14 protein-coding genes are annotated in these 13,476 nt (G+C 39.9%); 10 read left to right on the top strand and 4 right to left on the bottom strand.

Features of this window, described 5'->3' with window-relative positions; all coding sequences use genetic code 11:
- The first annotated feature begins 226 nt into the window (after positions 1-226).
- The 5 genes from AN392_RS17105 (at position 227) to csrA (ending at position 5,593) form a co-directional block, all read left to right on the top strand.
- Positions 227-1,015 (top strand): BPSS1780 family membrane protein, encoded by a 789-nt coding sequence (locus AN392_RS17105; protein ID WP_010390805.1) that lies wholly within the window; start codon positions 227-229, stop codon positions 1,013-1,015.
- Positions 1,015-1,467 carry a regulatory protein RecX gene (locus AN392_RS17100; protein WP_010390806.1) on the top strand — a complete coding sequence of 151 codons (453 nt, stop codon included), beginning with the start codon at positions 1,015-1,017 and terminating at the stop codon, positions 1,465-1,467. Before AN392_RS17105 ends, AN392_RS17100 begins: the two co-directional genes overlap by 1 nt.
- A gap of 19 nt (positions 1,468-1,486) precedes the next feature.
- On the top strand, positions 1,487-4,087 hold the full coding sequence (gene alaS / locus AN392_RS17095) for an alanine--tRNA ligase (RefSeq protein ID WP_055013359.1): 2,601 nt from the start codon (positions 1,487-1,489) through the stop codon (positions 4,085-4,087).
- 6 nt (positions 4,088-4,093) lie between these two features.
- The gene (locus AN392_RS17090; protein ID WP_055013358.1) at positions 4,094-5,311 is read left to right on the top strand and encodes an aspartate kinase; all 1,218 of its coding nucleotides are present in this window, start codon (positions 4,094-4,096) and stop codon (positions 5,309-5,311) included.
- A gap of 90 nt (positions 5,312-5,401) precedes the next feature.
- A complete protein-coding gene (gene csrA / locus AN392_RS17085; RefSeq protein ID WP_004587515.1) occupies positions 5,402-5,593 on the top strand; it encodes a carbon storage regulator CsrA in 192 nt (63 codons plus the stop codon).
- Between the two features lie 53 nt (positions 5,594-5,646).
- On the opposite strand, the gene AN392_RS17080 is transcribed toward csrA, so the two are convergent.
- The 3 genes from AN392_RS17080 to AN392_RS18535 form a co-directional block, all read right to left on the bottom strand.
- Complete coding sequence (locus tag AN392_RS17080; protein ID WP_010390812.1) at positions 5,647-6,114, bottom strand: YcxB family protein; 468 nt, start codon at positions 6,112-6,114, stop codon at positions 5,647-5,649.
- A 134-nt stretch (positions 6,115-6,248) separates the two neighbouring features.
- Entirely contained in the window at positions 6,249-6,440 is a 192-nt protein-coding gene (locus tag AN392_RS17075) for a hypothetical protein (protein WP_008115136.1), read from the bottom strand.
- A gap of 50 nt (positions 6,441-6,490) precedes the next feature.
- Positions 6,491-6,664 (bottom strand): DUF1328 domain-containing protein, encoded by a 174-nt coding sequence (locus AN392_RS18535; protein WP_002961939.1) that lies wholly within the window; start codon positions 6,662-6,664, stop codon positions 6,491-6,493.
- A 523-nt stretch (positions 6,665-7,187) separates the two neighbouring features.
- On the opposite strand from AN392_RS18535, the gene AN392_RS17070 reads away from it, so the two are divergent.
- The 5 genes from AN392_RS17070 to AN392_RS18670 all read left to right on the top strand — a co-directional run bounded on the left by AN392_RS17070 (position 7,188) and on the right by AN392_RS18670 (position 11,683).
- Positions 7,188-7,433, top strand: a complete 246-nt coding sequence (locus AN392_RS17070) for an OadG family protein (RefSeq protein ID WP_054202263.1) — start codon at positions 7,188-7,190, stop codon at positions 7,431-7,433.
- A 12-nt stretch (positions 7,434-7,445) separates the two neighbouring features.
- Positions 7,446-9,227 (top strand): sodium-extruding oxaloacetate decarboxylase subunit alpha, encoded by a 1,782-nt coding sequence (gene oadA / locus AN392_RS17065; protein WP_055013357.1) that lies wholly within the window; start codon positions 7,446-7,448, stop codon positions 9,225-9,227.
- A 14-nt stretch (positions 9,228-9,241) separates the two neighbouring features.
- Complete coding sequence (locus AN392_RS17060; RefSeq protein WP_055013356.1) at positions 9,242-10,372, top strand: sodium ion-translocating decarboxylase subunit beta; 1,131 nt, start codon at positions 9,242-9,244, stop codon at positions 10,370-10,372.
- Between the two features lie 143 nt (positions 10,373-10,515).
- Positions 10,516-11,487, top strand: coding sequence for an aldo/keto reductase family oxidoreductase (locus tag AN392_RS17055; RefSeq protein WP_055013355.1), 972 nt, complete (start codon positions 10,516-10,518; stop codon positions 11,485-11,487).
- Between the two features lie 19 nt (positions 11,488-11,506).
- Positions 11,507-11,683 (top strand): hypothetical protein, encoded by a 177-nt coding sequence (locus AN392_RS18670; RefSeq protein ID WP_171039121.1) that lies wholly within the window; start codon positions 11,507-11,509, stop codon positions 11,681-11,683.
- A 148-nt stretch (positions 11,684-11,831) separates the two neighbouring features.
- On the opposite strand, the gene AN392_RS17050 is transcribed toward AN392_RS18670, so the two are convergent.
- Positions 11,832-13,145, bottom strand: a complete 1,314-nt coding sequence (locus AN392_RS17050; RefSeq protein WP_010390821.1) for a peptidoglycan DD-metalloendopeptidase family protein — start codon at positions 13,143-13,145, stop codon at positions 11,832-11,834.
- Positions 13,146-13,476: the final 331 nt, after the last annotated feature.

Genomic DNA, 13,476 nt, shown 5'->3' with positions numbered 1-13,476 from the left:
CCCGAAGGGTTCTGCCTAGGGGCGATTTACTCTTTGTTGCTCGGTTTTTACTTAGCCCACTAGGTTACAAACCTCGCGCCGCGATTAAATCGCCCCTAGTTTGAACAAATTTTAATCCGTAAAGGGCAACAGACCCTAATATTAACGGCATTTATCGCCGCCACCTATGTAATACCAACCAGCGCCGAGTTATACTCGGCGTGTTTTGTTTTAATTAAGAGCAAGTATGTCTACACAATTACGAATTTTTAAAGCTGATGCGGCATTAAAATGGTTTAAAGCGGGTTGGCTAATTTTTAAAACTCAGCCATTAACTTTTATTTTTATGCATTTGTTTATTGGCATTGTTGGCTTGTTGTCGTTATTTTTGCCGGTATTACAAATAGCTGCAGCATTGGCTACACCATTTTTAACCGCTGGTTTTTATCAAGCCGTGCTTACCAAGCAGCAGGGCGGAAAAATTATGTTAGCCGATATTTTGAAGCCCTTTTCAGCCAAAGGAAATCGGTTAGGCTTATTTCGCTTAGCGCTTTATCAAATGGGTGCCGGTATTTTAATTGCCTTGCTCGCCAATGGGTTATTTGCTGATGCAATGGCGGTTATGACACAGCCTGGCCTAGATCCAAACACCGCTGTTAGTCAAATGCTTGAGAGTATTTCGCTTGCTAACGTGGCATTGTTTTTAATTGCGCTCTCTATTTACTTTACTTCGTTTGCCTACGCAGTACCGCTGGTTTATTTTAATAAAGAGCAACGTATTTTAAATGCCTTAAAAAGTTCGTTTATGGTGTTTTATTATAATATTTTACCATTAAGTGTTTATGGTATTATTTGCGCATTATTAATGGTGTTGTCGATGTTCTTATCGCTACTACCGCTGTTGATTTTAATGCCAATTTGCTACATTAGTTTCTTTGTATCTTATCAGGCTATTTTTATGCCCGTTGTGCCACCAAGTGATGACAGTAACATTAAGCCTTTAAGTAGCGAGCAAAGCGGACGCTTTGACGCTTAATGGATGATACGTTAAAACAAAAGTTAAAAAACTATGTGCTTTGGTTGCTTGGTCGGCAAGAGTATTCGCGCCGTGAGTTAACCCAAAAGTTACAGCAAAGAGAAGCAACCGACGAGTTCATAGAAAACCTGCTTGATTGGTGTGAAAAGCACAATTTTATTAACGAGCAGCGTTACTGTGAAGGGTTTGTCAGAAAACACATATTTAAATGCCATGGCTTAAAGCGAATTCAAAGTGAGGCCATGAGTAAAGGGATTGATAGAGCACTGCTTGAAACAGTGGTTGATGAGCTGGAAATAGATTGGTTTGAGCTCGCGCAGGAAGCGTACAACAAAAAATATTCAACGACACCGGCAGACCTCGAGTACAAAGAAAAAGCTAAGCGCGTGCGCTACTTAATGTATCGAGGTTTTAGCTATGATCAAATAAATTTTGCAATGCAAGCACAGTAAATACAGGTGAGACTTTCACATGCAGCACATGACTACCGCACAGATTAGGCAACAGTTTTTAGACTTTTTTGCCAGCAAACAACACCAAGTTGTTCCTTCTAGTTCGCTTATACCGGGTAACGATGCCACGTTGTTATTTAATAATGCCGGTATGGTGCAATTTAAAGATGTATTTTTAGGCGCCGAAAGCCGCCCTTATACACGCGCAACTAGCTCTCAGCGTTGTGTGCGTGCTGGTGGTAAACACAACGATTTAGAAAATGTTGGTTACACAGCACGTCACCATACCTTTTTCGAAATGCTAGGTAATTTCAGCTTTGGTGATTACTTTAAGCAAGATGCAATTAAATTTGCGTGGGAGTTTTTAACTGAGGTTGTAAAACTACCAAAAGAAAAGCTGTTAGTGACCATTTACCATGATGACGAAGAAGCCTTTGGCTACTGGGCTAACGATATAGGCTTACCTGAAGATCGTATTATTCGTATTGCAACGAGCGATAATTTTTGGTCTATGGGTGACACTGGCCCTTGTGGTCCATGTTCTGAAATATTTTATGATCACGGTGAGCACATTTGGGGTGGTCCTCCGGGCACTCCTGAAGAAGATGGCGACCGTTTCATTGAAATTTGGAACTTAGTATTTATGCAATACAACCGTCAAAGCGACGGGACTATGGAGCCACTTCCTAAGCAATCTGTTGATACTGGTATGGGCCTTGAGCGTATTTCAGCTATTTTACAAGGTGTGCATTCAAACTACGAAATCGATTTATTCCAAGGCTTAATTGCCGCCGCTGCAAGCGTTACTAATGCACAAGATATGGATGATAAGTCGCTTCGCGTGGTGGCGGATCATATTCGTTCGTGTGCGTTTTTAATTTCAGATGGGGTTATGCCATCAAATGAAGGCCGTGGTTATGTATTGCGTCGTATTATTCGTCGTGCAGTACGTCACGGTAATAAGTTAGGTGCTAAAGGCGCGTTTTTCTATAAATTGGTTGCTGCACTTATTGAGCAAATGGGTCAAGCGTACCCAGAGCTTGCTAAGCAACAAGAAATTATTGAAAAAGTACTACGTATTGAAGAAGAGCAGTTTGGTAAAACGCTTGAGCGTGGTTTAGCTATTTTAGAAGAAAGCCTAAGTGATTTAACCGGGGATGTGATCCCAGGTGACTTAGTATTTAAGCTTTACGATACCTATGGTTTCCCTGCCGATTTAACAGCTGATGTAGCGCGTGAACGCCAAATGACCATTGATCATCAAGGTTTTGAAGCATGTATGGCAGTGCAACGTAAAACAGCACAGCAAGCGGGCAAATTTGGTGCAGATTATAATGAGCAATTAAAATCAGATAAGCACACTGATTTTAAAGGCTACGATAGCAATCATTACCGTGGCACTGTGATTGAGATTTTTGCCGGTGGCGAATCTGTATCGTTATTAGAAGATGGTCAGAAAGGTATTATTGTTTTAGACCGTACTCCGTTTTACGCTGAATCAGGCGGCCAAATTGGTGATAGCGGAACAATTACTGTTGCCGGTGGTGAGTTTAATGTAACGAATACCACTAAATTGGGTAATGCTTTTGCTCATCATGGAACAGTACAAGGGCGTATTGGCGTTAACGATAAAGTGGATGCGACAATTGACGATGCGCGTCGTGAAAGCATTAAGAAAAATCACACAGCTACGCACATTTTACATGAAGCATTGCGTCAGCTTTTAGGTGAGCACGTATCGCAAAAAGGCTCACTTGTGCAGCCAGATCGTCTGCGTTTTGACTTCTCACATTTTGAAGCGGTGACCAAACAAGAACTGCGCGAAATTGAACGTGTAGTAAATGACGAAATTCGTCGTAACTTTGCACTTAATACTGAGCTAATGGCAATTGATGATGCTAAAGCAAAAGGTGCTATGGCATTGTTTGGCGAAAAGTACGATGACGAAGTACGTGTAGTAACCATAGGTGATTACTCAATTGAGCTTTGTGGTGGTACACACGTAGAGCGTGCAGGTGACATTGGTTTATTCAAAATTGTATCTGAAAGCGGTATTGCTGCCGGTGTTCGTCGTATTGAGGCGGTAACCGGTGCAGAAGCAATCGCTTATGTTAATGAACAAGAACAGCAATTAGCAGATGTTGCAGCGCTTGTAAAAGGTGACAGTGCGTCAGTACTTGAAAAAGTAACTGCATTACTTGAAAAGTCGAAAGGACTTGAAAAGCAAGTTGCCCAACTTAACGATAAACTAGCCAGTGCGGCAGGTGCATCGTTACTTGATTCAGTGGTTGAAATTAATGGAGTTAAATTGTTAGTTGCCAACGTTGAAGGAACTGAATCAAAAGCGCTTCGTGGCATGGTTGATGATCTTAAAAATAAGATTGGCTCAGGCGTTATTGCTTTAGGTGTTGCCAGCGGTGATAAAGTAAGCCTAATTGCGGGTGTAACTAAAGACTTAACCGGTAAAGTAAAAGCGGGTGAGTTAGTTAACCACATGGCAGGCCAAGTAGGTGGTAAAGGCGGCGGTCGTCCAGATATGGCGCAAGCGGGTGGTTCTGAGCCACAAAACTTAACTGCAGCACTTGATAGCGTAACAGCTTGGTTAACTGAGCGTACTTAAGCTTAAGTGGCACTTATAGTTCAAAAATTTGGCGGCACTTCGGTAGGCTCAATAGAGCGTATTGAAGCGGTCGCCGACCTTGTTGTTAAAACTAAGCAACAAGGCCACCAAGTGGTGGTGGTGCTTTCGGCAATGTCGGGAGAAACCAATCGCTTAATTAATCTTGCCAAACAAATCGACTCTCGCCCGAGTAGTCGTGAACTCGATGTATTACTCAGTACCGGTGAACAAGTCTCTATAGCTTTATTAGCGATGGCGATTATTAAACGCGGCCATTCTGCGGTAAGCTTGTTAGCCGATCAGGTGAATATATTAACCGATAACATGTTCGGTAAAGCCCGTGTAGAAGACGTGGCTGCAACGCGTTTAAAACATGAACTTGAACATAACCGTATTGCTATTATTGCCGGCTTTCAAGGACGCGATATTGAGGGCAACGTGACTACGCTTGGGCGTGGTGGCACCGATACCTCTGCGGTTGAAATAGCGGGTGCAATAAAAGCGGATGAATGTCAGATCTATACTGATGTTGATGGCGTATATACAACAGATCCTCGTATTGAACCTAATGCACGACGTTTAAGCCATGTAACCTTTGCCGAAATGCTTGAGCTGGCTAGTTTAGGTGCTAAAGTGCTACATATTCGCTCTGTAGAGTCGGCTGGTAAGCACAATGTACCATTAAGAGTGTTATCTAGCTTTAAACCTGATGAAGGTACATTAATTAGTTTTGAGGAGAGCGATGTGGCGAGTAACGTTGTGTCGGGTATTGCATTTAATCGAGACGAGTGTTTGATTAAGGTACATGGAGTACCGCAAGGCACTAAAGCGCTTGCAAAAATTTTGAAACTTTTTGCAGATAATGGCATCGAAATAGATATGATTAATCAAATTAATCATAAAGTTGAAAAAGTCGACTATGCTTTTACTGTGCATTTAAATGATTATTTAAACGCACTTGATTTGTTAACGGCTGAGCAACAGCAATTTGACGCACAGGCAATTGACGGATTAACTAATGTGGCGAAAGTGTCAGCTGTAGGTATGGGGATGAAATCTCATTCTGGGGTAGCGAGTTTATTTTTTGATTCGTTAGCACAAGAGAATATTGATGTGATGTTTGTTTCAACCTCAGAGATAAAGATTTCAGTTTTAATAGATGAAAAATACCTCGAGCTGGCTGTTCGTGCATTACATAAGACATTTTTAACAGAAAATGAATAGATTGAGAGTTTTTACTTACTTTTTAGTCTAATTTTAATTAAAATGTGTGTGCGGAATCTTATAATTTTATTGGAACATGGGAGCAAGAGAATGCTAATACTAACTCGTAGAGTAGGCGAGACCCTGATGATTGGTGACGAAGTAACCGTTACTGTTCTGGGTGTTAAAGGAAATCAAGTTCGTATCGGTGTTAACGCACCTAAAGACGTATCAGTTCATCGTGAAGAAATTTACATGCGCATACAAGCTGAAAAGTCTAACCCTAATCCGGGCAATGCTTAATCAACATAGTATAAAATGTGCTAGTTAATAACTATGACATTTGTAAAAGCCACTCATTGAGTGGCTTTTTTGTGTATAAAATCAATCGTTTCTTCGTCGAGTATTGCCTTAGAAATGTATTGCATACCGCTTTTACTTTTTAACAATAGGCCGCAATCTGTAGTAATTACTTCATTAATGTCGTGCCAAGCTAACTGGTAATTCTTGTAATGATTGGTTGATTTTATTCCGTCCTCGTCGAAGGTAAGGGTTACTTCAGAGCCTGACGCTCTGCTAAGCATTTGCCTTGTTACCCACCAAGGGCGGCGATAATAAAAAGCAATGCACTCAAGTAAAGCTAACATAAGCAAGAATGTACCAAGGTAATGATCGCCTAAACCATAAATGCCAAATAATCCTAAAACCACAAGTAGCGCCAATAAAAAGTATTTAGGTTGTGCACGCTTACTATAAGGCAGCGATTGGTCGAAGCATTCATAAAAATAAGGTTTATCGAGTTTATAAGTTGTTGTAAAGACCATGTGTTTGCACTTAAAAGCTATTTTTTATTATTTTAGCTTAATGCGAAGCTTAAAAGGGGAAATGACTAGAAACTATTTATATTTTAGGCATAAAAAAACGACCCGTAGGTCGTTTCTTAGCTAAATAAATAATATTAGCAATTTGTCTCTTCGGCATTAACGCCTTCTTTTACTTCTTCACAGGTATCTTCTACCTTGTTTTGAACATCTGTCACGGCTTCGTCAATACGCTCACCGGCTTCTTCTGCATGATTGTCTTCACAACCCATAATAAATGCACTTGCGAATAGACCAATAGCTGCTGCTTTAAGTGTTGATGATTTCATAATGTAATTCCTTGTATATAAATTTAAAAAGAGAGTTCGTTGTTTCTTATCTACCTGGGGCTTTTACCACGTAAAGCGCCAGAGACAAGTGAAATAACCAGTAAAACTAAAAAGATAAAAAATATGATCTTAGCAATTCCTGCTGCGGCTCCTGCAATACCACCAAATCCTAAAACGGCTGCGATTAGTGCGATCACCAAAAATGTAATTGTCCAGCGTAACATTGTCATCTCCTTGATTTATCTAAGTGTTAAAGTGTTGTTTTTATATAAGCGAGTAATGTGCCAGTATTTTATTTTGTTTTAAATCAATGGTTTGTTTTAATTTTTCGCGATTGGCTTTATATTGAGTTGGTAATTTTTACGATCTTATCGGTAACTTATTCACGGTTGTCTCTGATGAGATAATAAATAGTTGTTGCTGTTTTTATTTTGGTAAGACCAATTAACATTTGTTTTGAAGGTTATTAGTGGGTTAGCACAATAGGTTTGTTTTATATGTGTTTTTACAAAGTATTAGTGTTTTTATATATTCTTTGTTTATAACGAACATTTTTAGCATCTATATATCTGGGTTAAATAAGCTATTTTAGGTGGTGTTAACCTTATTGGTGATATGTTACTTTTAGATTAATTGGTTTTACCAATTTACAACGTGTAGACAAAAGAATAGTTTTTGTTACTATTGGTGAATAGTTATTTAAATAAACTGATTTTTTATGTATTTGGTTTTAAACAGGGGAGAATTATGGATATAGGGGCTTTACTCACAACTGCAGGCAATTTAATGCTAACAGGCATGGTGGGTGTGTTTGTATTTCTTTCTTTATTGATTGGTGCAGTGACACTCATGTCTAAGCTGGCTAGCAAGTTTTCTCAGCCAGAACTAGAAACATCACAGAGAACACCATCTTTTAAATCTCAAGGTGTGCCAAATGAGCACATCGCTGCAATTAGTGCTGCCATTGCTCAGTACAAAACAAATAATAATTAGAGGAGCATACCAATGGCTAAATTAAAAATAACAGAACTCGTACTTCGTGACGCACATCAGTCGCTCTTAGCTACCCGCATGCGATTAGACGACATGTTACCTATTGCAAAAAAAATTGATGACGCAGGATATTGGTCTATAGAATCTTGGGGTGGAGCTACCTTTGATTCATGTATTCGTTATTTAGGTGAAGATCCATGGGAGCGTATTCGCGCGCTTAAAAAAGCGATGCCAAATACACCACAGCAAATGCTACTTCGTGGTCAGAACTTATTGGGATATCGCCATTATGCTGATGATGTGGTTGAGAAGTTTGTTGAGCGCGCCCACAAAAATGGCGTAGACGTATTTCGTATTTTTGATGCCATGAATGATGTACGTAATTTGGAAACAGCCATAAAAGCGGCGGTTAAAGTAGGGGCACATGCGCAAGGTACAATTTCTTACACAGTAAGCCCTGTACATACATTAGATATGTGGTTAACACTTGCTAAGCAGCTAGAAGAATTAGGTTGTCATTCTATTTGTATTAAAGATATGGCGGGATTGCTTAAGCCTTACGATGCAGAAGAACTCATTAAAGCGTTAAAAGAAACGGTTTCCATACCTATTGCTATGCAATGCCATGCAACAACGGGTTTAAGCACCGCTACTTATCAAAAAGCGATTGATGCCGGCATTGATATGCTCGACACTGCTGTATCGTCTATGAGCATGACTTATGGCCATTCAGCAACTGAAACAATTGCTGCAATCGTTGAAGGGACCGAGCGTGATACCGAGCTTGATTTAAACCATCTAGAAGAAATTGCCGCTTACTTTAGAGACGTACGTAAAAAGTACGCTGCGTTCGAAGGCAGCTTAAAAGGTGTTGATGGCCGAATTTTATTAGCCCAAGTGCCAGGTGGTATGTTAACTAACATGGAAAACCAGCTTAAAGAGCAAGGTGCTGCTGATAAACTAAACGAAGTGCTACTTGAAATTCCACGAGTACGTGAAGATTTAGGCTTTATTCCACTCGTTACACCTACCTCACAAATTGTTGGTACTCAAGCGGTATTAAATGTACTCACTGGTGAGCGTTATAAAACCATTACCAAAGAAACTGCTGGCGTATTAAAAGGTGAGTATGGTTCAACACCTGCACCAATGAATAAAGAGCTTCAAGAGCGCGTACTTGATGGCAGTGAAGCAATTACCTGTCGCCCTGCAGATATTATTAAACCTGAACTTGAAACTTTAGAAGCTGAGTTAAGCAAGCTTGCGCAGGAGCAAGGGCTAACTTTAGCCGATGAGCAAATTGATGATGTGCTTACCTATGCATTATTTCCACAGATTGGTTTGAAATTTATTAAAAACCGTAACAATCCTGATGCATTTGAGCCTGTTCCTAGCGCTGATGATAACGCCAATAAAGCACCTGAAAAATCAGCGGCAAACAATAAAAGCGTTAAGGCAGAACAATACAGCGTTAAAGTAGACGGTAAAGTATACGATGTCGTGGTTGCTCAAGGTGGTGAGCTTAAAGAGGTGACGTTAAAAGACTCAGAGCATATTCCACAGTCAGCATCGGTTGCCTCGGGTGAAACTCTAAATGCACCACTGGCCGGTAATATTTTTAAAATTAAAGTAAAACCCGGTCAGGTAGTCAATGAAGGTGATGTGGTAATTATTATGGAAGCCATGAAAATGGAAACCGAAGTACGCGCCATGCATACCGGTACGATTGCTGAGGTGCTTGTTTCTGAGGGCGATTCAGTGTCAACCGGCGATGCAATGATTGCACTAGCTTAAGGAGTAAATAGAGGATGGATGGTATTTTAAACCTCTGGCATGCCACAGGCATTGCTAACTTTACATTTCCTGGGCTGATCATGATTGCCGTTGGTTGTTTGCTATTATTTTTAGCAATTGCCAAAAACTTTGAGCCGTTATTGCTACTGCCCATTGGTTTCGGAGCTATTTTAACTAATATTCCAGTAGCTGGTTTATCATATCCAGGTGGCTTACTTTACTATGTTTATTATGTTGGTATTGATACCGGTATTTTTCCGCTATTAATATTTATGGGAGTGGGGGCCTTAACTGATTTTAGTGCCCTGATTGCCAACCCGCGTATGTTGCTATTAGGTGCGGCAGCGCAGTTTGGTATTTTTGCGACGTTATTTGGCGCTATTTTACTTAACTTTATTCCGGGATTTGAATTTAGCTTACAAGATGCTTCTGCAATTGCGATTATTGGTGGTGCAGATGGGCCAACCGCTATCTTTTTAGCGTCAAAGCTGGCCCCAGATTTACTGGGCGCTATAGCGGTGGCTGCGTACTCGTACATGGCGTTGGTTCCTATTATTCAGCCACCTATTATGCGTGCGTTTACAACGCCTGAAGAACGTAAAATTCAAATGCCAGAACTGCGTAAAGTATCTAAAAAGGAAAAAATTATTTTCCCACTGATGGTGCTTACCTTAACTGCTATATTCTTACCTGCGGCAATTCCGCTGGTTGGTATGTTCTGTTTAGGTAACTTAATGCGTGAGTCGGGTGTAGTTGATAGGCTCAGCAACAGTGCGCAAAACGAAATCATTAATATCACCACTATATTTCTAGGACTTGCAGTGGGCTCTAAACTTGCTGCCGAGCAGTTCTTAACAGTAGAAACTATTGGTATTTTGGTACTGGGTGCACTGGCGTTTGCTATTGGTACAGCCTCAGGTGTATTTATGGCTAAAGGCTTAAATAAGATATCAAAAACCCCCATAAACCCATTAATTGGTGCTGCGGGTGTATCCGCTGTGCCTATGGCAGCACGTGTTGTTAATAAGGTTGGGCTTGAAAATAACCCGCATAACTTCTTATTAATGCATGCCATGGGGCCTAATGTTGCAGGGGTGCTTGGTAGTGCTGTTGCGGCAGGTATTTTACTCGCTCTTGTGGGTTAAATATAATTTAGACTCAACCTATTAGCGCAGTTTACTGCGCTTTTTTTTGCATAATATTCACTGTTTTGACTTAAGCGGTTTCTTGTATAGGGTTTTTTGTTTAAAGTAGCTATTCTTCATATAAATTCTTAAAGGTTACTGGTATGCATCATACTCCATTGGCAAAATATCTCCCGAATGTAAGCAAACTTGTTTTCGGCTGTATGGGTTTGGGAGGCGCATGGAATAAAGATGCGATTACCAGTGCGCATTTACAACAAACTCATTCATGCATAGATGCCGCCATTGAAGGCGGAATTAATTTTTTCGATCATGCTGATATTTATACCTTAGGCAAAGCCGAACATGTTTTTGGTCAAGCTCTGGCTGAGCGACCTGAACTTAGAGAGAAAATGTATATTCAGTCTAAGTGTGGTATTCGCTTTGCTGATGATAAAAACCCACAACGTTATGACTTTTCAGCTGATTGGATTGAGCGCTCAGTAGAGGGCTCATTAAAGCGATTAAATACCGAATATTTAGATATACTTATGCTGCATCGCCCAGATCCTTTAATGGAAGTAGAGGAAGTTGCACAAGTATTTAGTTGTTTAAAAGAAAGTGGCAAAGTGCGTCATTTTGCGGTGTCTAATATGTCGCAATATCAAATACGGTTTTTGCAACGCGCTTTAGATATGCCGATTGTGGCAAATCAAATCGAAGCGAGTTTACAAAAACATCAATGGGTTGATGAAGGCGTTTATGTGGGTAATGCCGATGGCAAGGATATTAACTTTACCCCAGGCAATATTGAATATTGCCGTGAGCATGAAATTCAGATTCAAAGTTGGGGCAGTTTATGCCAAGGCTTATACTCTGGTGGTGATTTATCAAAGGCCTCGCCTGCAGATATTAATACCAGTATTTTAGTCAGTAAGCTTGCCATACTTTATGGTACAACAGCAGAAGCTATCGTATTAGCATGGTTGTTGCGCCACCCAGCATCAATTCAACCAATTATTGGCACTACTAATATAGAGCGTATAAAAGCATCCTGTGATGCGGTTAATTTTAACTTAAGTCGTGAGCATTGGTATGAGCTATATATCAGCGCGAAAGGCTGCGCTTTACCATAACCTGGTGTAGGGTGATGATATGAACATATTTGTTATTTTAATTAGCTTGGTCATTGCTTTGGTGATCATTATTCCGTTACTGGAAAAATACCAAAGTAAAATAGGGCTTGAGAGCGCCACTAAATACAGTAAGTATATTTGGCCACTGGTGATGATCTCTTTGGTTGTGCAGCTTATTTATGTACTCGTAAATTAACTCTGAAATTTAGCACCAAGCGGCTTAGATATAAGGGGTAATTCGTGAAACTATTCAAATATCTATGCTGGTTGGTATAATCATCACATACAAAAAAGCCTTTGCGGGTTATCCCTGCAAAGGCTTTTTTATTTAATTATTAAACTCTTTATTTAAGTGCCAACTGAAGTTCTCTGTTACGCTCAAGTTGCGCAATAAAGTTATCAGCAATAGGCTTAAACTTAGCAAGCTCTGAGCGTGGTAATGGCTCAGATTTAGGTAGTTTCACAGTTTTGGGATTACGATGAACACCGTTAACTAAAAACTCATAATGTAAATGTGCCCCAGTTACTCGACCTGTTGAGCCTACAGTACCAATTTTCTCACCTTGTTTGATTTTTTGCCCTGTTCTAACTAGGCGTTTGTTAAGGTGCAAGTACTTAGTAACGTATTGTGTACCGTGGCTTATAAATACGTAATTACCGTTATATTTACTGTAGCCCGCTTTGATAACTTTACCATTACCTGATGATACAACAGGCGTGCCTGTACGCGCAGCGTAGTCAATACCTCGGTGTGCTTTTACTTGTCCTGTAACAGGGTGTAAGCGGCGAGGATTAAAGCTTGAGCTAATATATTTAAAGTTAACAGGTGCACGTAAGAAGGCTTTTTTCATACTACGCCCTTCAGGGGTATAAAAATTACCGTCTGTGTGTCGAATTGCTGTGTAACGTTCGCCTTGGTTTATAAATTCTGCGGCAATAATTTTACCGGTGCCAATAAATTCACCGTCAACAAAATGAGATTCATATATTAAGCCAAATTCATCACCTTTACGGATGTCATTTGCAAAATCCACGTCCCAACCAAATATATCGGCAAAGTTCATGATTTGGCGTTCACTTAAACCTGCAGCGATCGCTGACGTCCAAAAACTGCTAGAAATTTCCCCACCGGCGGTTTTGCTCAGTGTTTCTATTTCTTTGCTGTCAATTGAAGTATCGTATTGGCCTTCGTCATTAAGGGTGACATATAAGGTATCTGTTTTAGATATAACGTAACGTAACTGAGCCAACGAACCATCTTTTGCAGTAGCAAAGCTTAGTGTTTCACCTGGATGAATTTTGGTAAGCTTGCGTGTTTCAGCATTTGTGTTAACCAGTTTGTAAAGCGTTTGCGCAGAAAAACCAGCGCGCTTAAAAATGTTCGCTAAATTGTCACCATTTTTAACAAGGTGATCGACAAAATCATATTCTGGAAGTTTTTGCGCTGCATGCTCTGAATTTAAGTCGGTGAGTTTTTCGTTTTCACCTACTTTTATTTGTAATTCGTAACGCTTACCAATTTCTAGCGTGTTCTCGCTATTGTCTTTGGATGCAGTGGCTTTTTCAGAAGGTAAAAAGGCTAAGGCAACAATAGCAGAAACCAAACCTAGAATAAGCATTTTGTGTTTTTTGGGGAGCGTGTTAACCACGTGGACCATAACGTGCCTTTTTCTGCTGTCAAGATAATAAATAGATTATATTGCAGGATATAACGAATAATCTATGAATACTAGTATTTTGTAGATTTAAACTCGCGTTAAATTAAGCTAAAATCATAGGGTATTCAGGCTGTTTGTGTTTAAAGTTGAATAACAGCACTATTTTATATCCTTGGATACTTTGCTTTTTCATCGTAATGTTAAATTAGCTTTTAAAACGATTTAATAGCGAGAAGTGATTAATTTACAAACTGTTTTTTTGGCTTTTATAAACACCTTTAGTGTATTATTAATCGCTCTTTTATATCCCATTTTAGAACGTACGCCCTGC

Source organism: Pseudoalteromonas sp. P1-16-1b, from assembly GCF_001401785.1.
Lineage (GTDB): Bacteria > Pseudomonadota > Gammaproteobacteria > Enterobacterales > Alteromonadaceae > Pseudoalteromonas > Pseudoalteromonas undina.
This window is presented reverse-complemented; position numbering and strand designations above follow the sequence as displayed.